The organism is Paenibacillus sp. 8b26, from assembly GCF_050626875.1.
Lineage (GTDB): Bacteria > Bacillota > Bacilli > Paenibacillales > Paenibacillaceae > Paenibacillus.
Map to the genome: position 1 here is coordinate 5034725 of NZ_CP192445.1, position 25688 is coordinate 5060412.

General features: G+C 45.1%; 22 protein-coding genes. 21 read left to right on the top strand and 1 reads right to left on the bottom strand.

Going from position 1 to position 25688, the window contains the following annotated elements; genetic code table 11:
* Positions 1–41 precede the first annotated feature (41 nt).
* The 13 genes from ACQ4MX_RS23410 (at position 42) to ACQ4MX_RS23470 (ending at position 13136) form a co-directional block, all read left to right on the top strand.
* Positions 42–494 (top strand): GAF domain-containing protein, encoded by a 453-nt coding sequence (locus tag ACQ4MX_RS23410; RefSeq protein ID WP_431087601.1) that lies wholly within the window; start codon positions 42–44, stop codon positions 492–494.
* A gap of 1 nt (position 495) precedes the next feature.
* Positions 496–1560 carry an ATP-binding protein gene (locus ACQ4MX_RS23415; protein WP_431087602.1) on the top strand — a complete coding sequence of 355 codons (1065 nt, stop codon included), beginning with the start codon at positions 496–498 and terminating at the stop codon, positions 1558–1560.
* 7 nt (positions 1561–1567) lie between these two features.
* Positions 1568–2215: a response regulator transcription factor gene (locus ACQ4MX_RS23420; protein ID WP_023989699.1), complete on the top strand. Its 648-nt coding sequence runs from the start codon at positions 1568–1570 to the stop codon at positions 2213–2215.
* Positions 2216–2237: 22 nt separating this feature from the next.
* Complete coding sequence (locus tag ACQ4MX_RS23425) at positions 2238–2768, top strand: hemerythrin domain-containing protein (RefSeq protein WP_431087604.1); 531 nt, start codon at positions 2238–2240, stop codon at positions 2766–2768.
* A gap of 166 nt (positions 2769–2934) precedes the next feature.
* Entirely contained in the window at positions 2935–4089 is a 1155-nt protein-coding gene (locus ACQ4MX_RS23430; protein WP_431087605.1) for a nitrate/nitrite transporter, read from the top strand.
* Positions 4082–5101 carry a ThiF family adenylyltransferase gene (locus tag ACQ4MX_RS23435; protein WP_431087606.1) on the top strand — a complete coding sequence of 340 codons (1020 nt, stop codon included), beginning with the start codon at positions 4082–4084 and terminating at the stop codon, positions 5099–5101. Before ACQ4MX_RS23430 ends, ACQ4MX_RS23435 begins: the two co-directional genes overlap by 8 nt.
* An 85-nt stretch (positions 5102–5186) precedes the next feature.
* A complete protein-coding gene (locus tag ACQ4MX_RS23440) occupies positions 5187–5630 on the top strand; it encodes a molybdenum cofactor biosynthesis protein MoaE (protein WP_149093834.1) in 444 nt (147 codons plus the stop codon).
* Complete coding sequence (locus ACQ4MX_RS23445; RefSeq protein ID WP_283652727.1) at positions 5623–5856, top strand: MoaD/ThiS family protein; 234 nt, start codon at positions 5623–5625, stop codon at positions 5854–5856. Before ACQ4MX_RS23440 ends, ACQ4MX_RS23445 begins: the two co-directional genes overlap by 8 nt.
* A 37-nt stretch (positions 5857–5893) precedes the next feature.
* Complete coding sequence (gene moaA / locus ACQ4MX_RS23450; protein WP_431087608.1) at positions 5894–6910, top strand: GTP 3',8-cyclase MoaA; 1017 nt, start codon at positions 5894–5896, stop codon at positions 6908–6910.
* A 588-nt stretch (positions 6911–7498) separates the two neighbouring features.
* On the top strand, positions 7499–8332 hold the full coding sequence (licT, locus tag ACQ4MX_RS23455) for a BglG family transcription antiterminator LicT (protein ID WP_431087609.1): 834 nt from the start codon (positions 7499–7501) through the stop codon (positions 8330–8332).
* 203 nt (positions 8333–8535) lie between these two features.
* Positions 8536–10449 carry a beta-glucoside-specific PTS transporter subunit IIABC gene (locus tag ACQ4MX_RS23460; protein WP_431087610.1) on the top strand — a complete coding sequence of 638 codons (1914 nt, stop codon included), beginning with the start codon at positions 8536–8538 and terminating at the stop codon, positions 10447–10449.
* A 115-nt stretch (positions 10450–10564) separates the two neighbouring features.
* On the top strand, positions 10565–12022 hold the full coding sequence (locus ACQ4MX_RS23465) for a glycoside hydrolase family 1 protein (protein ID WP_431087612.1): 1458 nt from the start codon (positions 10565–10567) through the stop codon (positions 12020–12022).
* A gap of 277 nt (positions 12023–12299) precedes the next feature.
* Positions 12300–13136, top strand: a complete 837-nt coding sequence (locus ACQ4MX_RS23470; protein WP_431087613.1) for a methyl-accepting chemotaxis protein — start codon at positions 12300–12302, stop codon at positions 13134–13136.
* A gap of 83 nt (positions 13137–13219) precedes the next feature.
* Here the strand turns inward: ACQ4MX_RS23470 and ACQ4MX_RS23475 are convergent, their stop codons facing one another.
* Entirely contained in the window at positions 13220–13717 is a 498-nt protein-coding gene (locus tag ACQ4MX_RS23475; RefSeq protein WP_431087615.1) for a nuclear transport factor 2 family protein, read from the bottom strand.
* A 987-nt stretch (positions 13718–14704) separates the two neighbouring features.
* Here ACQ4MX_RS23475 and ACQ4MX_RS23480 point away from each other — a divergent pair.
* From ACQ4MX_RS23480 to ACQ4MX_RS23515, 8 genes are all read left to right on the top strand, one after another.
* A complete protein-coding gene (locus ACQ4MX_RS23480) occupies positions 14705–15715 on the top strand; it encodes an ABC transporter permease (RefSeq protein WP_431087616.1) in 1011 nt (336 codons plus the stop codon).
* 35 nt (positions 15716–15750) lie between these two features.
* Complete coding sequence (locus tag ACQ4MX_RS23485) at positions 15751–16659, top strand: ABC transporter permease (RefSeq protein ID WP_431087617.1); 909 nt, start codon at positions 15751–15753, stop codon at positions 16657–16659.
* Positions 16660–16692: 33 nt separating this feature from the next.
* Positions 16693–18285 carry an ABC transporter substrate-binding protein gene (locus ACQ4MX_RS23490; RefSeq protein WP_431087618.1) on the top strand — a complete coding sequence of 531 codons (1593 nt, stop codon included), beginning with the start codon at positions 16693–16695 and terminating at the stop codon, positions 18283–18285.
* A 105-nt stretch (positions 18286–18390) separates the two neighbouring features.
* Positions 18391–19662: a M20 family metallopeptidase gene (locus ACQ4MX_RS23495; RefSeq protein ID WP_431087620.1), complete on the top strand. Its 1272-nt coding sequence runs from the start codon at positions 18391–18393 to the stop codon at positions 19660–19662.
* A gap of 14 nt (positions 19663–19676) precedes the next feature.
* Positions 19677–20612: a DUF1177 domain-containing protein gene (locus tag ACQ4MX_RS23500; RefSeq protein WP_431087621.1), complete on the top strand. Its 936-nt coding sequence runs from the start codon at positions 19677–19679 to the stop codon at positions 20610–20612.
* Positions 20613–20671: 59 nt separating this feature from the next.
* Positions 20672–21661: an ABC transporter ATP-binding protein gene (locus ACQ4MX_RS23505; RefSeq protein ID WP_431087622.1), complete on the top strand. Its 990-nt coding sequence runs from the start codon at positions 20672–20674 to the stop codon at positions 21659–21661.
* A complete protein-coding gene (locus ACQ4MX_RS23510; protein WP_431087624.1) occupies positions 21645–22646 on the top strand; it encodes an ABC transporter ATP-binding protein in 1002 nt (333 codons plus the stop codon). Before ACQ4MX_RS23505 ends, ACQ4MX_RS23510 begins: the two co-directional genes overlap by 17 nt.
* A 258-nt stretch (positions 22647–22904) precedes the next feature.
* The gene (locus ACQ4MX_RS23515) at positions 22905–25682 is read left to right on the top strand and encodes a family 78 glycoside hydrolase catalytic domain (RefSeq protein WP_431087625.1); all 2778 of its coding nucleotides are present in this window, start codon (positions 22905–22907) and stop codon (positions 25680–25682) included.
* The last annotated feature ends 6 nt before the right edge of the window (positions 25683–25688 follow it).

A 25688-nucleotide genomic window follows, 5' to 3' on the forward strand; every position in this document is an offset into this window, starting at 1 on the left:
GCGGGCTCTGCCTTCTTTCCTAATTCTATTAGGAGAGAGCGATGAATAATAGGATGGATTATCAAAGGGAGCTTGAGCGAATACGCGAACATTTCGGTTATGATTTCATGGCGCTTGCTCTGGTTGAACCGGCCGAATATCAATACGTAATTAAATGGAAAAATGCAGCCGGTAATTTAAATGATCGCTTTAAGCGGATTGTGCTGCAATCCGGTAAGGGCATAGCAGGAATCGTGTTTAAAACCGGGAAATCCGTTTTCATTCCATCTGTTTATCAATATGTGGGGGCAGACAACCTGTTTAACTATCCGATCGTTCAATCCGAGAGGCTCAAGAGTCTCGGGGCTGTTCCCCTATGGAATGATGCTCGCGTCGCGGGCGTACTGCTTGGTGGATTTCGGGAAGAACAGCTGATGACCGAAGCCATGATGCGTGATTTGGAAGACTTGGCGCATAGGGGAATTGGAGAGTTGAACGGGAAGGAAGTGATGTGAATTGACATTGTCTGTAGGGACTGGCTCTTTGAGTGCGCTGATGGTGAAGTTGTTTGAGAACAGTACGGAAGCTATTTTCTTTTTTGATAGGCAAGGGAATACCCTAGCCATGAACCCGGCAGCTGAGGAGATTGTGGGCGATGACGTCCTCATTCAACTCTATGAAGGGAAGGAAAGAGCTTTATGTGGAACATGTAGGGGCTATACAAGCGAAACGGAGCCCCGTACCTGCCTTGACTGTTATTTCAATATGCCAGAATCCAAGGACTTCGCTTCTTTTCAGGTGTATCTGGAAACGAAGAGCAACGGAATGGTTCCCTATGCCGCTTCTTTTCACACAATTGATTCTGAACATGGAACACGGGTGTTGATGTTGAGAGACTTGACTCCGCAATTTCAGACGCAGGAAAAATTGTATCAAAACAAAATGATGAAGCATGTCATTGAAGCGCAGGAAAATGAGCGTAAACGGCTTTCCAGGGAACTGCACGACAGCGTCGCCCAGGAATTGATGAGCGCGGTTGTTGAACTACGGGTGTTAAAATACATGACGAATGATGAGCAGCTCATCAAAAACATGAAGCAGACCGAAGCATCCATGACGCGATTGCTGGATGATATCCGCAACCTGTCTGTAGAACTACGCCCCGCCACACTTGATGATTTTGGGCTTGAAGCGGCATTTCGTTCTCACTTTAAGAGGGTTGAACAAAGCTTTGGTCTTGTCGTTGAATTTGTGTCGGATCTTCCCCAAAAGCGATATGGAAGTGAAAAGGAAACGGTCATTTATCGTGTCTGCCAAGAGGCTGTTCTCAATGCCTTGAAGTATGCCCAGGTAGACATGGTTAAAGTTTCTTTGACTGAGCACGATCATACGCTTCGTTTGACTGTAGAGGACGATGGAATTGGCTTTGAAAAGGGGAGCAAGCCTATTGGAACGGGACTAGGTTTATATGGTATGCAGGAGCGAGCAGAGCTGGTAGGCGGAAGTTTTGGCGTCCTTTCAAATGTTGGTCAGGGAACCAAAGTCTTTTTACAAATTCCGATTGGCCAAGAGGAGGAATAGAGACTTGATCAAAATTGTGTTAGCGGATGACCATGCTATTGTACGCAGCGGATTTTCCATGATTTTGAACTTCCAATCGGATATGGAGGTTGTCGGAACGGCTGCGGATGGCATTGAAGCGTATACGATGGTAGCTAAATATCGTCCGGATATTCTAATCATGGACCTCAGCATGCCCCCAGGCGAAAGTGGATTGATCGCCACAGGCAAGATTAAAGAGGACCATCCTGATACTAAAATTCTGATTCTGACCATGCATGACGATGAAGAATATCTTTTTCATATTTTAAAGAATGGTGCTTCAGGATACGTTTTGAAAAATGCTCCAGATGAGGAGCTATTGCTTGCTATACGAACCATTCATGGGGGTGGGACTTATATCCATCCTAAAATGGCCACCTCTCTCGTTCGTGAGTTCATCAAAAAAGATACGACGTCACAATCAGAAGATCCGTATGAGATCCTGTCCAAGCGGGAACTGGAGATTCTGCCTCTGGTCGCAAAAGGTTACGGTAACAAGGAAGTTGCGGAAAAGCTGTTCATCTCTGTCAAGACGGTGGAAGCGAACAAAGCGAAAATCATGGAAAAATTGAATTTAAGAAGCCGGCCTGAACTGGTCCAATATGCATTAAAGAAAAAAATGCTGGATTTTTAGCCGATGAATGGAGGAAATCCGCGTGCTGGAAAATGAGAAATTGCGCTTTTCCAAACCTGCCATGCGTATTCTTGAAAATGAGCATCGATATCTAACATATCTGATGGATGAATGGCATGTCATTGTATTGTGGTTTGAGCAGCACAGAGTACTAGAGTTGGAAGAAGGCCGCAAGCAACTGGAAAAACTGAGAATGCAGATTATCGATTTTAGGGTATCCCTCAAGAAACATACCGAAAAGGAAGAAGAACACTTCTTTTCTCTGCTAGGAACCTACATTGGTTTTGAACAGGGACCGCTCGTCGGTATACAGGAGGAGCACCGTGAAATAGAAGGCTATATCGATCATTTTCTTTATCAAACGGAGGGCGATCTGAGTTTGCTCACGCTTGATGAGATTCAGGAGGCGACCAAGAACGCGGGAGAGGCCTTCGAAGTCCTGACTGTACATTTTATAAAAGAAGAAACCGTACTTTTTCCTATGGCAGAGCAACAGATCAATCGGAATGATCTGACCAAGTTATGTGACAAATTAAATACACTTATCTCTTGAATTGACCAAGTCGCTTCATATAGAAGCGGCTTTTTATATTTTCAGGGAGTCCCCTGCAAGGTAAAGGGGAGTCCCCTATATTCGAACAGATCGGCTAGCGGCTACAATGGGGACAGAAAATTCAAAACAATAATTCGACAGAAAAAACGTTGAAAAGGTGAGTTAAATGATTAGAAAAATGCAGTTGCCGTTACAAACATTGAACTTGATTCTTGGATTCATGGTATGGGTTATCATTTCTTCGCTTATGCCGTTCATTACGGAGGATATTGCTATTCCACCCGGAAAATTGGCCATGGTCACGGCCATTCCGGTCGTGCTTGGATCAATTCTGCGCATTCCGCTTGGCTATTATGCCAACATCTTCGGAGCAAGAATCGTTTTTCTCATTAGCTTTATTTTGCTTTTGTTTCCCGTCTACTATATCAGTGAAGCTTCTACGATGATGGATTTAATTATCGGTGGCTTGTTCCTTGGGATTGGAGGAGCTGTGTTCTCGGTTGGTGTGACTTCGCTACCGAAGTATTATCCAAAGGAAAAGCATGGGTTTGTAAATGGAATGTATGGCATAGGAAATTTGGGAACAGCCGTCACTACCTTCTCAGCCCCTATTGTGGCTACCCAAATTGGCTGGGCCCCTACAGTGAAGCTGTATCTCATTCTGCTGCTTGTTTTTATCGTTTTGAATTTCTTCTTAGGGGACCGTCATGAAGCTAAAGTAAAGACGCCCATTATGGAACAGATTAAAGGAGTTTACAAAAATGAGAAGCTTTGGTTTTTCTCGCTCTTTTATTTTATTACATTTGGCTCATTTGTAGCGTTTACGGTGTACTTACCGAATTTCCTGGTATCAAATTTTGAGCTGACCAAAGTGGATGCAGGGATGCGTACAGCAGGCTTCATTGCGATTGCCACTTTCTTCCGCCCCATCGGTGGCTGGCTGGCGGATCGGTTTCAGCCTCTGTTCCTGCTGGTAGGCACGTTCTCTGTTTATACGGTCGCTGCGATTCTTTTGGCTTTTTCACCAGGGATCACCCTTTATGCAGTAGGCTGCTTGGCGATCGCTGTATGTGCTGGAGTGGGGAACGGCGTCATTTTCAAGCTAGTTCCATTTTATTTTAATAAACAAGCAGGTATAGTTAACGGAATTGTATCCATGATGGGCGGTCTCGGTGGCTTTTTCCCTCCGATCTTGTTGTCGACGATTCATGCCGCTACTGGCCATTATTCCATTGGATTCATGCTACTCTCCCAAGTGGCGCTGGCTAGCCTGATCCTCGTCATATGGCTGTATTATCAAGGGACACAATCTAATGAATGAGCGTTATTCCAGACAAATCTTATTTAGACCTATTGGTGGCGAAGGGCAGCGTAATCTATCCGCTGCTGTCGTCACCATTATTGGTTGCGGGGCACTGGGTTCCGCCATTGCCGAAACACTGGTAAGAGCGGGCGTTGGGGAGCTTCATCTTGTCGACAGGGATTATGTAGAGATGTCGAATCTGCAACGTCAGCAGCTGTTTACGGAGCAGGACGCCGCGGAAATGCAGCCTAAGGTCATGGCAGCCGAAAAAAGGCTGAAAGCCATACGAGAAGACGTGCGGTTGTACACATATCTCGATAATTTGGATGCCGAGCTTGTTCAAGAACTTGCCAGCAAAAGTATATTGCTGATGGATGCTACGGACAATTTCGAAACTCGTCTACTTATCAACGATGCTGCACTGAAGACAGGAATTCCATGGATTTATGGAGCCTGTGTTGGAAGCACAGGCGTTGTTTTTCCATTTGTGCCGGGCGAGTCAGCTTGTTTACGCTGCCTTCTGCCATCGCTGCCTGCGATCAATCAGACCTGCGATACGGCTGGAATCATCTCGCCTGCAGTCCAGGTGACAGCCGCCCTCCAATGTGCAGAAGCCATGAAGTGGCTGAGCGGCAGACATGATAAGATGCGCCGCAAGGTTCATCTATTTGATCTGTGGGAAAACACGCAGATGGACATAGGGATTTCCCGCATCCGTAACCAAGATTGTCCAACCTGTGGAGAATATCCTACGTTTCCTGCACTGACGGCATCACGTCGCTCGGCGTATGCGGCTCTGTGCGGACGGGATGTGGTACAGGTTCTTCCAGACCCCCATCGTCCGATCACGCTCGATGATGCAGAGAAAATGGGCAGGCTTATAGCAGATAGCGTAAAAAGAACTCCTTATTTCGTTGAATTTTATGCTTTTAAGCATCGAATGATTTTATTCAAAAACGGAAGACTTCTCATACACGGTGTACGAAGTGTTGCCAACGGTCAAAAACTATATCATCAGCTGTTCGGTTAAATGAGATGTAGATACAAAAAGCAGAAATATTTATAAGAGTCTGTCACCGGAGAGTGGCTTGTCCGGTGGCTGGAAGGTGGATAAGATGAGTGTATTTGAAATCGTGACGGAGCCCATTATCCCGCAGGCTTATGCGGATTATGTCCTAAGGCCGGAAGCAGGAGCGGTGACTGTTTTTACAGGGCACGTACGAGAATGGACTCAAGGCGTACGGACCTTATACCTTGCTTATGAGGCCTATGTCCCTATGGCCCAAAAAAAACTCACAGAGATTGGTCGCGAAATCGAACAGAAATGGGAAGGGACACGAGTGGCAATCGCGCACCGCATTGGCGAGCTTCAAATCGGTGATATCGCCGTTGTCATTGCCGTTTCTTCACCTCACCGTTCGGATGCCTATGAGGCGAATGAATACGCGATCGAACGAATCAAAGAAATAGTTCCTATTTGGAAACGAGAGATTTGGGAAGATGGAACGCAGTGGGTCGGAGATCAAAAGAAAAAGCCGGGGGAGATCAGTCATGATTAAGCTGTACTACTTTGCGGGACTCCGTGAGGTGACGGGGAAAACAGAAGAATTGGCAGATTTGGCGGGCCAAACGGTAGGCGATTTATCCAATTGGATAACAGATCAATATCCAGATATGCCGATCAAGTCTGTGCGAATTGCGATAAACGAGGAGTATGCGTTGTCTACGGATGTATTACAGGATGGAGACATTGCAGCCTTCATTCCCCCAGTCAGCGGCGGCTAATGATAACGATGCTAAACAACTAGAAAGGAGGGGGCGTATGAATTTTCATCCACTGAAAGACAAGTTGCAGCGGCCAATTCGTGACCTGCGTATATCGGTTACGGACCGCTGCAATTTTCGCTGTTCCTATTGCATGCCCAAAGAAATTTTCGGTGACGATTACGCCTTTCTTCCCCAAAATGAATGTCTGTCGTTTGAAGAGATTCACCGGCTGACGAAGCTCTTTGTATCCCTGGGTGTAAAAAAGATCCGACTCACGGGCGGCGAACCATTAATGCGCAGGAATCTACCTGACCTGGTCTCCCAAATCCTGTCCATTGACGGAGTGGAAGATGTCGGCTTGACCACCAACGGTGTACTGCTAGGACAGCAGGCTAAGCCCCTCTATGACGCGGGGCTACGACGGCTTAATGTCAGTCTGGACGCTCTGGACCCCGAGCTATTTGGGCGATTGAATGGGCGGGGGATTAAGCCTGATGTTATTTTGAAGCAGATCGAATATGCAAGAGAAATCGGCTTTGAAATCAAGGTCAATATGGTAGTTCAAAAAGGCGTTAATGACTCGGAGATTTTGCCGATGGCCGCTTATTTTAAGGAGCAGGGGATAACCCTTCGCTTTATCGAGTTTATGGATGTAGGTAATGACAACGGATGGAGCTTCAAAAAGGTACTGACCAAAAAAGAAATCGTTGAACGACTTAAGAATGCGTACGAGCTGGAGCCGGTGGATCGGGATTACTTTGGAGAAGTGGCAAAGCGTTACCGTTATAAAGACAGCGACGCACAGATTGGTTTTATTACTTCGGTTTCTGAATCGTTTTGTTCGTCTTGCACACGTGCCCGCTTATCGTGCGATGGCAAGTTTTATACATGTTTGTTTGCTTCAGGCGGATTCGATCTACGTCAGATGCTTCGTAATGGAGCGAATGACCAGGAATTACTCGATGTAATTACTTCAGTATGGGAGCAACGCACAGACCGGTATTCCGATGAACGTACGGAGCAGACAGCCAACAACAAAAAAAAGATTAGCATGTCCTACATTGGCGGCTGACATTTTATACCATGAAAGTGTGCTGTATTTGATGTGATCGTCCTAAAAAAGAAAGCGCAAACATTTTTGTTGGCAAAACTTAAATTCGATGTTATTATGATGTTGGGATTGTTACTGAAAAGGCAAAACCCGAGGCATGGAATTAATATTTCCATGTGTTGGGTTTTGCCTTTTCTTTTAGAAATACAAGATTTGTGATATCCTGCACGATATGAATATCTGGCCCAGCCATAACACAGAAAGGTGAGTGATATAAAGCCTTACAAGTGCTGAACAACAAAGATGATGACGTCAACCAACGAATCGACATCCGAAAAATGATGTCATAGGACGTGGTTAACCGACTATATCCATTTGCAAAACGGAATATCAGATCGGTTTGAGAGCACTCAAGATCATTCAGGGAAAACGTAAGGCTTTTGTCTCTTAATATGAATGCGTTTTCATAACACGAAATTGTAAATCAATACATTTGAATTTGATTTACGACGAAGGTTTGATCGGCTATTACCGTCTTGTGACCTATCTGAAATTTCGCCCAGCATCTAAATCCTTTTTTAAATTTGATGGGATAAGGGGGGCAGTTAGATGATCATAACGAAGATATTTAATAACAACGCCATAATAGCCAAAGATCAAAAAAGAGATGAATTTGTTGTTATGGGTCGTGGTATTGCATTCAAAAAGAGTGCGGGCGAACAAGTAGAAGAGCATCTAATTGAAAAGGTCTTTGTGCTTAAACATAAAGATGCTTCAGAAAAATTCAAGTTATTGTTAGAGGATGTTCCATCAGAATATGTTTCGTTATGCTATGACATCATTGAATATGGAAAAAGCATATTAGAAGCACAATTGAGCGATTATATATATGTTTCACTTACGGATCACATGAACAATGCATTTAAAATGTTTGATGAAGGGTTTAAAAATACAAATCCATTAATTTGGGAGATTAAAAAATTTTATCCCAAAGAATTTGGGGTTGGATTAAAAGCACTGGAGTTCATTGAAGACGAAACAGGCAAACGCTTGTCAGAAGATGAAGCAGGTAATATAGCCCTTCATTTAATAAATGCTCAAGTAAACAGCTCCTACAATAAGGTAGCCGATGTTGCTCAGCAAACTCAAAAAATACAGGATATCTTAAATATTATTAAATACTCTTATAATAACACCATAGATGAACACTCAATCAGTTATGAGCGATTTATTACACATTTAAGATTCTTCTTTCAGCGATTAAATAAAAAAGAAAAAACAGAACTGGAAGACGATTTTTTGTGGAGGCAAGTGAAAGCCAAGTATAAAAAGGCTTACGGCTGTATGCTGAAGATCGAAAAATACTTGAACACGTTATTGTCAGATGAGGAAAAGCTGTATATAACGATTCATATTCAGCGTTTGACCCAAAGGCAAAATTAAATAATTCTTGGATTGTTACTGGTAAAGCAGGCGAAACCAACCTAGATCGAATTTGATCTATTTGGTTTCGCCTTTTTTATAAATACCATTATTTTGAATAGTTCAATTCCCTCGAAGGCACAATATATAGGCAGTCTATAATATTGCTGAAACGCTCTCGAGATGGATGCAAAATGCCAAATACAAATAAAGGGGAAGTTACAATGAAGTATGAGACATTAGCAAAAGACATTATCAAAAATGTCGGCGGCAAAGAAAATGTGAATAGTCTAACTCATTGTGTAACACGTTTGCGTTTCAAACTAAAAGATGAAAGCAAGGCCAATACAGAGGTTTTGAAAAACATGGATGGTGTTGTTACAGTAGTAAAAAGTGGTGGACAATACCAGGTTGTTATAGGTAACCATGTACCGGAGGTTTACGCTGAAGTTACTGCTGTAGGCGGTTTCCAGGAAGCGTCTTCAGAAGAAGCATCAGATGAAAAAGTGAGTTTGTTTAATAGATTCATTGATACTATTTCAGGTGTATTTACACCAACACTCGGTGTCCTGAGTGCCACAGGTATGATTAAGGGCTTCACTGCCTTATTTGTAGCTTTGGGCTGGCTGACCACTACATCGGGTACCTATCAAATTCTCAATGCTTTAGGTGATTGTTTGTTTTACTTCTTTCCTATTTTCCTGGGGTATACGTCAGCTAAAAAGTTCAATGCCAACATTTTTATAGGTATGGCTATAGGTGCATCGCTTGTGTACCCAACATTTAGCACGATAACAGCCTCGGGCAAACCACTGTACACTCTATTTAGCGGTACTATATTTGAGTCACCGGTATATATCACCTTCTTGGGTATTCCGGTCATTCTGATGAGCTATGCGTCAACCGTTCTTCCGATTATCATATCCACCTATGTAGGCTCAAAAATAGAAAACTTCTTTAAGAAGGTAATCCCTAGCGTCGTGAGAACATTTTTGGTTCCGTTTTTCACCTTGTTAGTTATTGTACCCTTAGCATTGATTGTGATTGGACCTCTCTCGACATGGGCAGGTCAACTGCTTGGCGCAGCAACCCTCTTTGTGTATAACTTGAGTCCGATTATTGAAGGCATAATCATGGGTGCTTTCTGGCAAGTGTTTGTTATCTTTGGATTACACTGGGGACTTGTTCCTATCGCTATGAACAACTTGGCAGTGCTTAAATTCGATCCGATTCTTGCGGCTACGCTGGGAGCTTCCTTTGCTCAGACGGGTGTCGTACTTGCGATTTTATTTAAAACCAAAAATGCAAAACTGAGATCACTTTCCATTCCAGCTGTCATCTCCGGGATTTTTGGTGTTACAGAACCAGCGATTTACGGGATTACATTGCCACGTAAGAAGCCATTTATTTTAAGTTGTATAGCGGCTGCAGTAGGTGGCGGTATTATAGGAATGATGGGCACTAAAGGTTATATCATTGGTGGACTGGGTATTTTCGCCATCCCGAGCTATATCAGTCCGGCAGGTATGGACAGCGGATTTTATGGAGCTATTATTGGAATCTTGGTAAGCTTTGTATTAGGATTCTTGCTTATGTTCTTTAGCGGATTTAAAGATGATGAAGTGAAAGAAGCGAATAAGGAAGACAGCACAACAGGAGGAGCTAAAGGAGAAATTTTAGTCAAACAAGAGACTGTGATGAGTCCATTAAAAGGCGAAGTGAAGCCTTTATCTGAAGTAACAGACGAAGCCTTTTCGACAGGTGCTCTGGGTAAAGGGATTGCCATTGAGCCTTCCGAAGGCAAGGTCGTTTCACCTGTAGACGGCGTATTAACATCATTATTTTCGTCAGGTCATGCGATCGGAATTACCAGTGATCACGGTGTTGAAGTCCTTATCCATGTAGGTAAAGATACGGTCAAATTAAAAGGCAAACATTTTTATCCTAAAGTAAAACAGGGGGATGCTGTTAAAAAAGGTCAGCTGCTCATGGAGTTTGATATGGAAGCGATCAAAGAGGCTGGCTATGTTCTGACCACACCTGTAATCGTTGCCAATACTGCGAATTACCTGGATGTAATTGAAACAGAGAAGAAGTCGATTGAGTATCAAGAGGATTTATTGACGGTTGTCGTCTAATTCCGATAAATGGGAAATTGGCATTCTGATAATGAGCTTAGGCTTCCGACGCGGTTTTTGTACGAAGCCATTGGAGGGAGCCTAAGCAGATAAAATGTTGAGGAGGAATTAAACAATGAAAAACACAACTAATTTGGAGTTTCCGCAAGGATTTTTATGGGGAGGGGCTACGGCTGCTAACCAATTTGAAGGTGGATATAACGAAGACGGTAAGGGATTGAGCACCGCCGATGTAATTACAGCTGGGACACATACGACTTCCCGAAGAATTACACCTGTATTGGAAGCAGGAATGAACTATCCAAGTCACGAGGCTGTTGATTTCTTCCATCACTATAAAGAGGATATCCGATTATTTGCAGAAATGGGTTTCAAGGTCTTTAGAATGTCCATTGCCTGGTCAAGAATATTTCCTAACGGAGATGATGCAGAGCCAAATGAGCAAGGCTTACAGTTCTATGATCGTGTATTTGCAGAATTGAAAAAGTATAATATCGAGCCTTTGGTTACGATCTCACATTACGAAGCGCCGTTTAATCTAACTCAAAAATATAATGGCTGGTCTGACCGCAGAGTGGTAGATTTTTATGTGAGATATTGTGAAGTGCTTTTTAACAGATACAAAGATGTCGTGAAATACTGGTTAACCTTTAATGAAATCAATATTTTAACCTTGTCCTTTGGAGCATTCATGGCTGGAGCTATGATGCCGGAGGGGAATGGAGAGCTTGCCCATGCTACAGTGAAGGATGAGCAGAGTCTGTATCAAGCGTTGCATCATCAATTTATTGCCAGTGCAAAGGCTGTAAAGCTGGGTCATGAAATCAACAAGGACTTTAAAATCGGTTGTATGATCGCTTATATGTGTTCCTACCCACTTACATGCCATCCTGATGATATTCTGCTAGCTCAACAAAAGGATAACTTAAGTAATTTCCTATGCTCAGATGTTCAAGTAAGAGGAGCTTATCCGGGATTCGCCAAACGCTATTTTAGAGATCATAACATTCAGATCGAAATGCAAGAAGACGATGAGGACATCTTAAAAGAAGGCTGCGTAGATTTCTATACCTTCAGCTATTATTCCTCTACTTGTGTCAGTGCCGATCCCAACCAGGAGAAGGTGGGAGGAAATTTATCTATGGGCTTAAAGAATCCTCATTTGAAAGCAAGTGCCTGGGATTGGCAGATCGATCCACAGGGATTGAGATGGTCCCTCAATAACATTTATAACCGATATGAAATCCCGTTAATGGTTGTTGAAAATGGCCTTGGCGCCGTAGATACAGTGGAAGAAGACGGCTCCATTCACGATGATTATCGAATTGATTATCTAAAGCAACACATTGAGCAAATGAAAGAAGCGATTGCTGATGGAGTAGACTTAATAGGGTATACGCCTTGGGGGTGTATTGATCTGGTAAGTGCGGGAACCGGTGAAATGAAAAAGCGTTATGGGTTTATATACGTCGATAAGGATAATGAAGGCAAAGGGACACTTGCCAGATCCAGAAAGAAGAGCTTTTATTGGTATAAGAATGTGATCGAAACCAATGGAGAGCAGTTGGATTAAATCTTAGTGCCTGTTTCATAAAAGTCATACCATCAGCGCGTGCCAATTTTAATCGGTACGCGCTGCTTGAATTTACATTATGAAACGAAAGCAATACCTTAAATGGATATGTATCCCGACCGTAAAAATGGATTCCCTTCAGGAAACTACGGAGAATGTTTATAGGTAGGGACTCAACATCATCCATAGTATTTTTAAATTCGCTAAACACATGGGATGAAAATGTCGAAATAGAGGATAGGACTTATATCAAAATATAAGGAAGTGGATACATATTATGAATCAAGTAGAAGCTGTTTTGACCGCCATGCCATTTATCAAAGAAGCTACACGACAAGATGTTTCAATTTCCGTAATGGACAGGGAAAAATTTCTGTTCTTTCAGTCGGGTAAAAGCTTAGTGTATGACTTCAAAGCAGGCGATCCTCTTCCTGATGTACACAGAGACTTCAAAATGCTAGTAGGCGGTGAAAAGACCAGAGAGCGTTATGCTGCTGAAGTTTTTGGAATCGCTGCTGATTCATACTTTCATCCTATTAAGAATGAACAGAATGAGATTGCGGCTGTAATGTGTATTACTTATAGTATGGATAATCAAGATCGATTGAAGAAGTTGATGACTCAAGCTGAGGAGGTTACAAGCAAGCTAGTTGAAGGGATTCAGCATGTGGCGGCCCATTCGGAGGAACTTAGTGCGACAGCCGAAGAAATTTTAGGCAATACCAAACAGGCAGTTGAAGACTCCGGTAACGTTACGGAGGTGGCCAGCTACATTAAGGAAATTTCAGAGCAGACCAACTTGCTTGGCTTAAATGCAGCAATTGAAGCTGCCCGGGTGGGTGAAGCTGGAGCGGGTTTTGGAGTCGTAGCTACAGAAATTCGCAAGATGTCCACGGGTACAAAAGAAGCAACCGGACGGATTGAACAGTCCCTGCAAGCCGTCAGACAATCGGTTTATAATATGGAGCAGGAGATCACGCAGATTGCGGTTTCCTCGCAAGAGCAAGCCAAACTTGTAACGGAATTTATGAATGTGATTGATCAACTAAATACCACCAACCACGGCTTGCGGAGTTTAGTGGAAAAAATGACTGATGATGCCGAAGCAGAATAAATAAATCGAACCAGGGCAAATGAATAATAACTCTAAACTTGATTACAAGTTTAGAGTTATTATCTGTGCTAATAGTGTCTTTTTTATGAGTATTGTTTATTTAGCAGCGCAGTATCATAGTATTCTTCGAAGGACTTTATTTTATTATTTTCAAATTTAAAGATCTGAACATATATTCCGTTGTATTTTATTTTTTTGTTTTCTCCCCATGCTCCATTGGCTGTGATATCAATATGGCTGCGTGTTTTCGTAACAATCGTGTCAGGGTTTTCACCTACCATGAACTCGTCAATGGTCCATTCGAAAGTCCCCTTCATATCATTGAAAATGGGATTAAAGAAACCTTTTACAGCTTCCCATCCTTCTTGAACAGCATCGTGCAAAACCGCCACATCATCAGTTGTAAATGGGGTAATTACAATCGGATTATCTTCAACCCACAGAGAATAAAATTTGTCTGTGTCCCCTAGGTATAGAGAAAAAAAGTCTATAATTACATCCATATTCTTTTTAGCAACTTCATTCTCGCTGTTGAATGACGCATTGACAGTTACATTTTTAATTTTTTTTGGATTCATCATGGTGCTCTCCTTCATGAAAAGATATCGAGTTGTTCCAGCAAAATCTACTAATTTATCTTGCCCGCTATTCACATAACCAGTATAAAGCATTGTTACTTGAATAATAATAGACTGATTCGTGGGAGTGTAAAAAAGTTTGACAGATTGATAGGAGTGTAAAGCAAAAGCCAGCTCGGATTAACCCTCTTCAACCGGGTCTATACTCCCTTTGCTCTTATAGCGGTGCTGGTAGCTATAATGGCTGTCGTTGTATTGGGGATAAGAAGAGGTAAAGGTGATCAAGAGCCTGTGGCTCAGAAGGTGGATAAATAAACAGATCGTGTGATTAATGAATTAGGCTTCCCGTAAGCAAACGAGCGGGAAGCCTGTTTCGTTTATCGCTTGAAGTGAAGAATAGTTGGAAGTTCTTAATTTGCTAATTCATAAACTGTATAGTCTGGCTATCTATTTTAATAGCTTTAAGAAAGTTCAAGAAAATCAGAAGGAAGTTGAAGAGATGGCTAAAAAAAGAGAGATTCCGACAATGGTTTACCGTTACAGCGGGCAGGCAACAGCAAGTCAATGTCATCCGCATAGATAAAGATCATTTCCTCCATATCCGGTTCGTACGCATCCTGATAACCCAGCGGTACGAAAGTATATCCTATATTCAAGCGAGGAGGTAAGTGAAGACTTGCTTCCCCCCCAAAGATCCTTTGTCCTGTTGGATGAAGGATTTTTTTCTGTGTCGTAATAAATTGACATGGTAACGCGGTGTTGCTGCATCATAATAATGTTAGTTTTTTATATTACTTCCACTAAAAACGAACATTTATATAACATGTAAAGTTATTTTAGTGCGTTGACGACAAAATTCGCCTATTTTTTTAGTCACTCAGGACGTGGCGAGGATCGCGCCTCCTTAGTACAATTAATCAAAATAACAAGTGATGATAAAAAAGATGACAAAAAAGAAAACAAGGGAATAAGAACAAAGGGGGGCAGGCTGTGGCCGTTTACACACTACGCAGATTAATACAGATGATTCCGGCACTGCTTGGCATTGTCGTCATTACATTCATTATTTCGAGAGTGCTTCCGGGTGACCCTGCCGTGATGCTTGCGGGGGAACAGGCTACACCTGAGACGATTGAAAATATTCGCAGCAGCATGGGACTGGATCAACCGAAGTACATTCAATTCTTTCATTATATAGGCGGGTTGTTCCAGGGTGATTTGGGTCAGGCTTACCACACCGGGCAATCGGTGACGAGTGATTTTGCTACCCGCTTTCCGGCCACCATTGAGCTTGCACTGGCAAGCTTGATTATTGCGATTCTGGTTGCGATCCCGATCGGCATTCTGGCGGCCACTCGCAAAGAGTCGATTGTTGACCACATTTCACGTGTGTTTTCCCTGATTGGGGCGTGTATGCCCATCTTCTGGATCGGACTGTTGTTCATTTATATTTTCTACGCCAAATGGGGGATTGCTCCTGCACCAATGGGTCGAATCGGCGGTGACATCAATCCGCCAACACACATTACGGGACTTTATGTAATGGATAGTCTGATGACAGGTGATTTTGTAGCTTTAAAAAGCAGTCTATCCCATTTAGTTCTGCCTGCTCTATGCCTAAGCACAGGCACCATGGCGATTGTGGCGCGGATGATGCGCTCCAGCATGCTGGAGGTCATTGGTCAGGATTTTGTCAGGACAGCAAGAGCAAAGGGTCTGCGTGAGGGCGTTGTCATTTACAAGCACGCACTGATTAACGCCTTTATTCCCACACTTACTGTACTCGGCTTACAGGTCGGCTATCTGATTGGCGGGGCGGTTATTACGGAAACCATCTTTACCTGGCCGGGAGTCGGCAGTTATGTGACGGATTCCATTTTGGCCGCTGATTACGCACCCATTCAAGCTTTTACCTTAGTGAGTGCGCTAATTTACAGCTTCATCAACCTCGGCGTTGACTTGATCTACGGATTGATTGATCCGCGTATCCGGTACGAATAATGACACGAAGCACAAAAGTAGGGGGAGGTACTCGGATGAGCATTGCAAGTGATTTGGTGGCAAAAGCGGCTGTACCTCAGCCAAACGCAGCCGCTATACCGAAAAGAAAGACCTTTTGGCGATTGTTGTTTGGCAACAAACTCGCTTTAATCGGATTCATCTTTATTGTGGGTTGGACGCTCGTTGCCATTCTTTCATCTTGGATCGTGCCACATGATCCTTACGTAACCGACCCGGCTAACAAGCTGTTACCGCCAAGTGCAGAGCATTGGTTTGGGACCGATAATTACGGGCGTGACATTCTTAGCCGTGTTATTTACGGAGCGAGAATCAGCATATGGACAGGGATGATCGCCGTGGCGATCTCATTCATCATCGGCGTACCCCTTGGAGCCATCGCTGGCTTCTACGGCGGTCGAATGGGCAGCATTATTATGCGCTGTATGGATATCCTGCTTGCTTTTCCATCACTGGTACTCGCTATGGCGATTGCCGCAGCAATGGGGCCAGGGCTGATGAGTGCACTAATTGCCGTGGGCATTGTAGGTATTCCTGAATTCGCCAGACTGATTCACGGACAAACCATTTCTCTGCGGGAAAAAGAGTTTGTTGAGGCCAGCCGGGCCATTGGTGTAACCAACCGAACCATCTTGTTTCGCCACATTCTACCCAATGCACTTGCTCCACTGCTAGTGAATGCAACGCTGGGGATGGGCTTTGCCATCCTGACATCAGCCAGTCTCAGCTTCCTCGGTCTTGGCGTCAAACCCCCGATTGCCGAGTGGGGCGCGATGATTTCAGAAGGGCGAGCGTATATCATTTCCGGTGAGTGGTGGATTGTAACCTTCCCGGGCCTGGGCATTGCAACAGCTATTTTGGGCTTCAACTTGCTGGGAGACGGTTTGCGGGATGTTCTTGATCCCAGACTGCGTTCCAGCAAATAAAACAAATAGATCATCAAAGGGGAGAACGTAAGCATGTTGAAAAAAAGTCTTTCGGTAATTATCGTCTTGTCTACGCTGCTTTGGACGGCAGGCTGCGCAAGCAATGCCAATAGCCCGTCCGCTTCATCCGGAGAGAAAGGCACAGAAGCCTCATCCCCATCAAAGGCGATTACGCTTGCTTACTCAGAGGGAGGGTCAACGATGGACCCTGCTGAAGCAAGTGACCTTACATCCGATACGCTTGTGCTTGCGCTCTATGATCAGCTTGTGACCTACGGCAAGAAATCTACAGATAATGGTGAGGTTGCAGATACAGAAGCGATTAAACCGATGCTGGCTGAAAAATGGGATGTATCAGCTGATAACCTGATCTACACGCTCCATCTGCGTAATGATGTTAAATTCCAAAGCGGCAACCCGCTAACAGCCAATTCTGTGCTGTATTCCCTGGAGCGGCTTAAAAATTCCGATTCCGGCAGCTTCCTTTACGGCATGAGCTCCATCAAAACGGCTACAGCCCCGGATGAGCATACGGTTGTCATTACATTGTCCCAACCCAACCATATGTTCCTGCAAATCCTGTCTTTGTACAACTTCTCCATCGTGGATGACAAGGTTGTCAAAGAAAATGGTGATGGTGATTATCTGAAAACACATGCGGCAGGTTCCGGGCCGTTCACACTTGAAAAATGGGACCCTGCATCAGAAGCTGTCTTCAATGCCAATGCGAGCTACTGGCAAGGTGCACCAAAATTAAGCAAAGTTACGATGAAGTTTACCAAAGAAGCTTCTAACCGTGTATTGCTGCTGGATAAAGGCGACGTCGACATGGCGATTGAAATTCCTGCAAAAGACGTCTCGAAGCTGGAAAGCAACACCGATCTTAAGGTTCAATCCAACGCAAGTAACCGGATTTTGTATTTTGCCATGAACAATAAAGTCAAACCTTTTAATGATCCAAAAGTACGTCAAGCGATCTCTTATGCTGTACCTTACGAGCAATTGATCGATGACGTAATGTACGGTCAAGCCAAACAAATGAAGAGTTCTGTGGCAAGTAATACACCTGGCTATAGTGATGCAGGTTACAGCTATAAGCACGACCTGACTAAAGCGAAACAACTCCTTACAGAAGCGGGTTATCCTAATGGGTTTAGCTTTGACCTGACCCTGGGCTCGGGCTTCCAGGATTGGGCGGATGACGCTGTATTGATTCAGGCTGAGCTTGCCAAAATTGGCGTAAAAATGAACGTTATCAACGTTGCCCGTGCACAGTTCCTTGAACAACAGCGTGAAGGCAATCTGACAGCCTACATTTCCAAATGGACTTCCTTCGTCAATGACCCGGGTTACCATCTTGGATTCCTGATGTACAGCGGCGGTTCCTCGAACTATATGCATTACGCCAATCCGGAAGTGGATAAGCTGTGGGAGCAAGCAGGCAAAGAGCAGGATGGAAATAAACGAAAAGAACTGTATGGCAAAGCACAAGAACTTATCAATCAAGATTCTCCTTGGGCATACCTGTATGAATATAACCGGGTTGTTGGCATGGGCAAAGACGTCACTGGATACGTTTACTACCCAGATGAAGTGATCCGCTTCTATTCATTGAATAAAGAATAAGTGTTGAAACTTACCTTGACGCCTTCGGTGTTTTACAGCCGAAGGCTGTCATTTTACACCTGATATGAGTGGAATCAACGAAAAATGTTAAGGAGCTGAATTTATATGACAGATTGGAAAACGTTAGTCCTCGATGAAATTGATAAACGACAGGACGAATTACTGGAGCTTTGTTCGCGGTTAATTCAGTTCCCTTCCGAAAACCCTCCGGGTGATTCTCGTGAAATCAGTCAGTTCATTATCGACTACCTTAAAGAGGCGGGAATTGAAACGACCGTGCATGAATCCGGGCCTAACATGTGGAATCTCATTTCCGACTATGGAACTGAATCGGCAGATGGGAAAAAACTGATCTTCTGCGGACATACGGATGTTGTTCCAGCCGGGGATCGTACCCGCTGGGATTTTGATCCGTTTTGTGGCGAAATCCGTGACGGATATTTGCTGGGTCGCGGCGCTTCGGACATGAAGGCGGGCTTGGGTGGATTAATATTTACAATGGCGCTGTTATCCAAACTCGGTGTACCGCTGGAAGGTGCATTGTCACTGCTGGTTGTTCCAGACGAAGAAACCGGGGGCCATCTCGGAGTACCTTGGGTGCTGGAAAGAAAGCTGATTGAAGGAACGGCTGCTGTGATCGCAGAGCCTTCAGGCCCGCAAAACCCGACAATCGGTCAAAAGGGAAGCTGCTGGTTTGAGTTTACCGTTGAAGGTACGCCGGGTCATGGCAGTCTGCAACCGATCGCAGGTGAAAGTGCTATTTTGAAAGCGGCCAGAGGGATTGAAGCCCTGCAACAACTGTGGGACATCAAACCGGACATTCCGGAAGAAGTCAAAGAGATCATTGAAATATCCAAGCGTTATGTAAGCGAACGGGAAAACCCGGCTTATGGACAAGCCTTTGACCATGTAACAGTGAACATCGGTACGATCCAGGGAGGCACCAAAGTCAATGTGGTTGCTGACCGTTGTACGGTACAAGTGGATTCTCGTGTTCCTTTTGGTGTAGACCATCGGGATGTACTGGCTAGAGCGAAAGAATTACTTGCTAGTGTAGACATTCACGTTGAACCCAAGCAGTTCGGGTTTTTCGGTAATGCCAACTGGACCCCACCAACCGAACCGATTGTGCATGATCTTGTGGATTCCATCGCTGAGGTTAGCGGTAAAGAAGCCTATGGCGTGTTGCAGTGGGCAACCAGTGATGCACGTGCATTCCGCAAATATAATATTCCGGTATTGCAATATGGACCTGCCGACCTGGGAACCATCCACAACTTCAACGAAAGAGCTCCAGTATGGCAGATCCTTCAATCCGCGAAAGTATACGCCTTGACGGCGCTTAAATATCTGGACACAACAAAAACAGAAGCTTAAGGGGAGCTAGACGTATGATGAAACAAGTTTACGAGGTATATGATCTTTTAGACAGCCCGTCCGCTAGCGGGGCGGAAGTAAAAGCTTATTTGGAACAACTGGGTCAAGCGGACATCAGCGTCACAACCGTTGAGGGTCAGAAAGGCTCTACGGATTTTATCAAAGTTGTTATTGCCGGAAAAAACGGTCGTATTCGCGGTGGCGATTGCCCGACCCTGGGTGTGATTGGTCGTCTTGGCGGACTTGGAGCACGTCCGGAAATGATCGGATTTGTATCTGATGGTGATGGCGCGGCAGCAGCGATTTCAGCAGCAGCCAAGCTTTTGTCTATGCAGTCCAAAGGTGATGTGCTGGACGGCGACGTGATTATCTGTACACACATTTGCCCGGATGCACCTACCCAGCCGCATGATCCGGTTCCATTTATGGATTCGCCAGTAGATATTTTGACCATGAACCAGTATGAAGTGACTCCCGAGATGGAAGCTATTCTGTCGATTGATACTACAAAAGGGAATCGTGTCATCAATCATAAAGGGATTGCTATTTCCCCTACCGTACGTGAGGGCTACGTGTTGCGGATCAGTGAAGACCTTGTGGATATTGTGCAGACCGTAACCGGCGAACCGTGTGTTACTTTTGCTGTGACCACGCAGGATATTACACCTTACGGCAATGATCTGTATCATATCAACAGCATTTTACAGCCAGCGGTGGCAACCTCGGCCCCGGTTGTGGGTGTAGCGATTACCGCAGCCGCCCCCGTACCAGGCAGTGCAACGGGTGCAAGCCACGAAGGCGATATTTCGCTGGCTGCTAAAGTGGCTGTGGAAACAGCCAAGGCCTATGGACGCGGCCAATGCTCTTTTCATTCGGAAAAAGAATTTCAACATATCACCAAGCTGTACGGAGACATGAAGCATCTGCAAACGATGGGCAAGTCTGAATAGGCTCGTCCTTTTAGATAAAAACGTGAAGATTCATGATGGACAAGGAGGGGGAAGAGGACATGGCACAATTGCTTGAAGTAACCAATCTCCGCACAGAGTTCAAGACTGCGGCGGGTACCATCCGGGCAGTGGACGGCGTCGATCTGTCGGTTGGCAAAGGGGAAACACTCGGGATTGTTGGGGAATCCGGGTGTGGCAAAAGCATCACTTCCCTTTCCATTATGCAGCTTCTCCCCAAAGGGCTTGGGAAAGTAGCTGCTGGTGAAGTGCGGTTTAACGGCGAAAACATACTGGATTACTCAGAGCGGAAAATGCGTTCAATTCGAGGTAATGAGATGGCTATGATTTTCCAGGAGCCTATGACTTCGCTCAATCCCGTGTTCAAAATCGGTAAACAAATTGCCGAATCTGCCAGATACCATCACGGTGTAAGTAAACATAAAGCCAAGGCCATGGCCGTGGAAATGCTGATGAAAGTTGGTATTCCACGCCCAGAGAAAGTAGCCGTTTCTTATCCGCATGAGCTCTCAGGGGGGATGCGGCAGCGGGTTATGATTGCAATGGCAATGGTCTGCAATCCGAAGTTGCTGATTGCGGATGAGCCGACCACGGCACTCGACGTGACCATTCAGGCGCAAATCCTTGATTTGATGCGTGACCTGCAAAAGTCCGAAGGAACCTCCATTCTGATGATTACCCATGACCTTGGCGTTGTAGCTGAAATGTGTGATCGGGTGGTTATTATGTACGCTGGGCAGGTGGTGGAAGAAACGGATGTCAAAACGCTTTTTAAAGAACCCAGGCATCCATATACACAAAGTCTGTTAGCCTCATTGCCGCAATTGAATAGTGATCAGGAGCGTCTGGCTTCCATTCCGGGTCAGGTTCCCAACCCGCTCGATATGCCAAAAGGCTGCCGTTTTGCACCACGCTGTCAGTTTGCCAAAGAAATTTGCCTTGCAGAGGCCCCGGAGCTTGTGGAAGTGGAACCCGGGCACAAATGCCGTTGCTTGCTACAGCAGGAGGGATATCATGAGCACACTGCTTGAATTACGTAATCTGAAAAAACACTATCCGATCAAAAAAGGACTTTTTTCCAAACAAGTGGGAGCAGTCAAAGCGGTGGATGGTATAACGCTGTCGGTACAGCAGGGCGAAACTCTCGCCATTGTGGGGGAATCCGGCTGTGGCAAATCTACAACAGGTCGGGCAATCCTCAGACTGATCGAGCCGACGGATGGAGAAATTCTATTTAACGGTACGGATATACGGAAGCTGAATACCGAGCAGCTGCGCAAATTCAGAACGGATATGCAAATGGTGTTTCAGGACCCGTTTGCTTCACTCGATCCAAGATGGACGGTGCAGCAGGTGCTGGAAGAACCGCTCATCACTCATGAAAAGTTGAGCAAAACACAGCTCAAAGATCGTGTGGAAAACCTGCTCGAAGTGGTTGGATTGTCCCCTTATCACGCCAATCGTTACCCGCACGAGTTTTCAGGGGGTCAACGCCAGCGGATCGGGATTGCAAGAGCACTGGCGCTTCATCCCAAATTTATCGTTTGTGATGAGCCGGTTTCTGCGCTCGATGTGTCCATTCAGGCGCAGGTGCTTAACCTGATGAAGGACTTGCAAAAACAATACGACCTGACGTATATGTTCATTTCCCATGACCTGTCGGTCGTGAAATTTATTAGCGACCGTGTTGGTGTCATGTATCTGGGCAAGCTGGTGGAGCTCGCACCCACCCAAGAAATGTTCAAGGAGCCGCTGCATCCGTATACAAAAGCGTTGATGTCTGCGGTACCTGTAGCCGATCCAGAAGCGGAACGGGACCGGATCGTGCTCAAAGGCGATGTGCCGAGCCCGGAAAATCCGCCAAGCGGCTGCGCGTTTCACAACCGTTGTCCGGCAGCGATGGACATTTGCAGCAAAGTGCAGCCCCTCTTTGCCGAGGCGGCACTGGGTCGGCAGGTGGCTTGCCACTTGTACCCGACTTCTGCACCGGAACAAGCGATAGCCGAACAGGCATAAGCTAGCTGAAAAAGAATAAATATACTTTATAGTAAAAATAAAGCCTGAATCCGCCCCAAACGGATTCAGGCTTTTTTAAGGAGTGCTGCTCTGCAAACGTACATATTTTTCTAATAGACCCATTTTAAGATTTGATATATTTCAACACCTGTAAATCAAGCATATAACATGCATGGATACAACATTGACGCATAATCGATGGAAGCGTTTTAATTTAAGTATAGAAATACAAAAGAAGAACTCAGGGAGGACATAAGAATGCTAAAAGTGAAAGCGCTTAGATGCGAGCATTTAAATAATCCGATTGGACTTAGTTGTAAAAAGCCGCGACTTAGTTGGCAGATTGAATCTGACAAAATGTATGTTTCACAAAAACGGTTCCAATTGCAAGTATCCGTTAATCCCACTTTTGAATCGCTGATCTGGAATCATTTTGCCTATTCGGATCAATCCATTCTGTTTCCATATGAAGGCCCTCCACTGGAATCAGGACAAAGATATTATTATCGGGTAAAAGTGTGGGCTCAAGGAGCGGGTGACACAGAAGCAGAAGAATCGAAATGGAGTGAGTCCGGCTTTTGGGAGATGGGGTTGCTCCATGAGCAGGACTGGAAAGCACAATGGATCACGGTGAAGGAGCGGAACATAAATGAAGAGTTTCAGACACGCGCTCCTTTCGCCACTTCCAAGTGTTTTTCAGTTGAGGGAAAAGTAAAAAAAGCAGTCATTTATGCTACAAGCCTGGGTCTGTATGAACTGGAGTTAAATGGACAAAGAGTGGGCGATGCTTACTTTACCCCGGGATGGACGGATTATAACGATCGTGTCCAGGTGCAAGCGTATGACGTGACTTCTGCCATTCAAGAACAAAATAACCAAATCACAGCAACGGTCGGAGAAGGCTGGTATAGCGGTTATCTGGGCTGGCAGAAGCGCAAGGACACCTACGGGGACATGAATGCATTGCTACTTCAAATGAAGATTAGTTATGCAGATGGCCGTTCTGAACTCATTTGCTCTGATTCTTCCTGGGAGGAAACGAACTGTGCCATTTTAATGTCGGATATTTATAACGGTGAAATCTATGATGCCAGACTTGAGCTGCGGGCAGCCGAACATAGCTCTTTAACCGAGCGGAAAATGATGAAGGTCGTCCCGTTCCCGTTGAGTCATCTGGTTGCTCAGGAGAATGAGCCTGTCCGTGTGATGAACCGGTTGAAGCCTGTTGAACTCATTCGAACCCCCAAAGGTGAGCAGGTGCTTAACTTGGGTCAAAATATGGTAGGCTGGCTGGAATTTAAAGTTGAAGCGCCCGAAGGCACGGTTTTGAAGCTGGTTCATGGTGAAGTGCTGGATCAGCAAGGGAACTTTTACAGAGATAACATTCGTGATGCAGCACAGCAGATTACGTACATTTGCAGCGGGAAGGGGATAGAGACATTTCGGCCACATTTCACTTTTCAAGGCTTTCAATATGTGAAGCTTGAGGGTTTTCCGGATAGCGCTACAATTGAAGACTTTACGGGCGTTGTTCTGCATTCGGATATGGAGACTGTTGGCTTATTTGAGACATCCGATCCGAAGCTCAATCAACTCCAGCACAATATTGTGTGGGGGCAAAAGGGTAACTTCCTGGATGTGCCGACCGATTGCCCGCAGCGTGATGAGCGATTAGGCTGGACCGGTGATGCACAGATTTTTGCCAGAACGGCCAGCTTCAATATGAATGCAGCTTCTTTCTTCCGAAAGTGGCTGAAGGATCTGGCTTACAACCAGTTGGAAAATGGGGCAGTGCCTTTTGTCGTGCCGGATGTCCTCAAAGGAACCTTTGCCGACAATATGGACAAAACGACGGCAGCATGGGGAGACGCGGCGGTTATATGTCCATGGACCATGTATCAATGCTATGGGGATAAGCAAATTTTAGCTCAGCAGTATGACAGTATGAAAGCATGGGTGGATTACATCCGCGCCCAGGGGAACGAAGAATATCTTTGGGATACCGGCTTGCAGCTTGGAGATTGGCTGGCGCTGGACAGCGAGGAAGGAAGTTATTTTGGGGCGACCGACGGAACGCTGGTGGCAACTGCTTACTTTGCGTATTCGACTCATATTTTGGCGCAGACGGCCAAACTGCTTAATCGTTATACCGATTACAACACATATAGAAGCTTACATGAGGGGATTAAAGCCGCTTTTGCAAAACGCTACTTCGATGACGCCGGCCAATTGACCTCCAATACCCAGACTGCGCAGGTTGTGGCTTTGCACTTCGGATTGGTGCCTGAAAAGTTTAAAAGGCAAGTGATTCAGGAGCTCGTACGGCTCATAGAAAAAAATGATATGCATCTGGATACTGGCTTTGTGGGTACACCTTATCTATGCCTGGTTTTGTCCGACAATGGCTATACGGATGTAGCTTATAAGATTTTATTTCAAAATGATTATCCTTCATGGCTGTATCAGGTTGAACGTGGGGCAACGACCATGTGGGAGCATTGGGACAGCATCAAAGTGGACGGCTCGTTCTGGAGTACGGATATGAACTCGTTCAATCACTATTCATACGGTTCAGTCGGAGACTTTATGTACCAAAATATTGCCGGAATCGATGTGCTTGAAGCGGGTTATAAAAAATCACGGTTAGCTCCTAAACCACCTGCTAATCTTACTTCGGCCCACGGGAAACTGGAAACGCCATATGGCGCACTGGAAGTCCATTGGGAAATCGTGAATGAAGAAATGCAGATGACGGTTCGCGTTCCGCATAATACGACGGCTGAGATTACAATCCCGGGAGTTATGGAGCCGGATGCATTACAGCAGACCATTGCAACGCAATATCCGTCGATTGAGAATCCGCCTGTTTATATACCACAGGAGCTGGCTGGGAGAATGGGGATTGCAGGTGAACAGGAGACTTTCCAAAGGAGCGAAGATCATGAAATTACGTTTACGGTCGGTTCAGGGCAGTACGTCTTCCAGTACAGATACTGCCAGACTACCCAAGTTCCTGCACATGCAACCAGAGGCTAAATAACA

Coding starts and splice junctions, on each gene's coding strand:
- ACQ4MX_RS23510 (WP_431087624.1), top strand. CDS start 21,645: ATGAGCACACTGCTTGAATTACGTAATCTGAAAAAACACTATCCGATC.
- ACQ4MX_RS23445 (WP_283652727.1), top strand. CDS start 5,623: ATGATTAAGCTGTACTACTTTGCGGGACTCCGTGAGGTGACGGGGAAA.
- ACQ4MX_RS23505 (WP_431087622.1), top strand. CDS start 20,672: ATGGCACAATTGCTTGAAGTAACCAATCTCCGCACAGAGTTCAAGACT.
- licT (WP_431087609.1), top strand. CDS start 7,499: ATGATCATAACGAAGATATTTAATAACAACGCCATAATAGCCAAAGAT.
- ACQ4MX_RS23500 (WP_431087621.1), top strand. CDS start 19,677: ATGATGAAACAAGTTTACGAGGTATATGATCTTTTAGACAGCCCGTCC.
- ACQ4MX_RS23430 (WP_431087605.1), top strand. CDS start 2,935: ATGATTAGAAAAATGCAGTTGCCGTTACAAACATTGAACTTGATTCTT.
- moaA (WP_431087608.1), top strand. CDS start 5,894: ATGAATTTTCATCCACTGAAAGACAAGTTGCAGCGGCCAATTCGTGAC.
- ACQ4MX_RS23435 (WP_431087606.1), top strand. CDS start 4,082: ATGAATGAGCGTTATTCCAGACAAATCTTATTTAGACCTATTGGTGGC.
- ACQ4MX_RS23485 (WP_431087617.1), top strand. CDS start 15,751: ATGAGCATTGCAAGTGATTTGGTGGCAAAAGCGGCTGTACCTCAGCCA.
- ACQ4MX_RS23440 (WP_149093834.1), top strand. CDS start 5,187: ATGAGTGTATTTGAAATCGTGACGGAGCCCATTATCCCGCAGGCTTAT.
- ACQ4MX_RS23490 (WP_431087618.1), top strand. CDS start 16,693: ATGTTGAAAAAAAGTCTTTCGGTAATTATCGTCTTGTCTACGCTGCTT.
- ACQ4MX_RS23475 (WP_431087615.1), bottom strand. CDS start 13,717: ATGATGAATCCAAAAAAAATTAAAAATGTAACTGTCAATGCGTCATTC.
- ACQ4MX_RS23495 (WP_431087620.1), top strand. CDS start 18,391: ATGACAGATTGGAAAACGTTAGTCCTCGATGAAATTGATAAACGACAG.
- ACQ4MX_RS23410 (WP_431087601.1), top strand. CDS start 42: ATGAATAATAGGATGGATTATCAAAGGGAGCTTGAGCGAATACGCGAA.
- ACQ4MX_RS23460 (WP_431087610.1), top strand. CDS start 8,536: ATGAAGTATGAGACATTAGCAAAAGACATTATCAAAAATGTCGGCGGC.
- ACQ4MX_RS23465 (WP_431087612.1), top strand. CDS start 10,565: ATGAAAAACACAACTAATTTGGAGTTTCCGCAAGGATTTTTATGGGGA.
- ACQ4MX_RS23470 (WP_431087613.1), top strand. CDS start 12,300: ATGAATCAAGTAGAAGCTGTTTTGACCGCCATGCCATTTATCAAAGAA.
- ACQ4MX_RS23515 (WP_431087625.1), top strand. CDS start 22,905: ATGCTAAAAGTGAAAGCGCTTAGATGCGAGCATTTAAATAATCCGATT.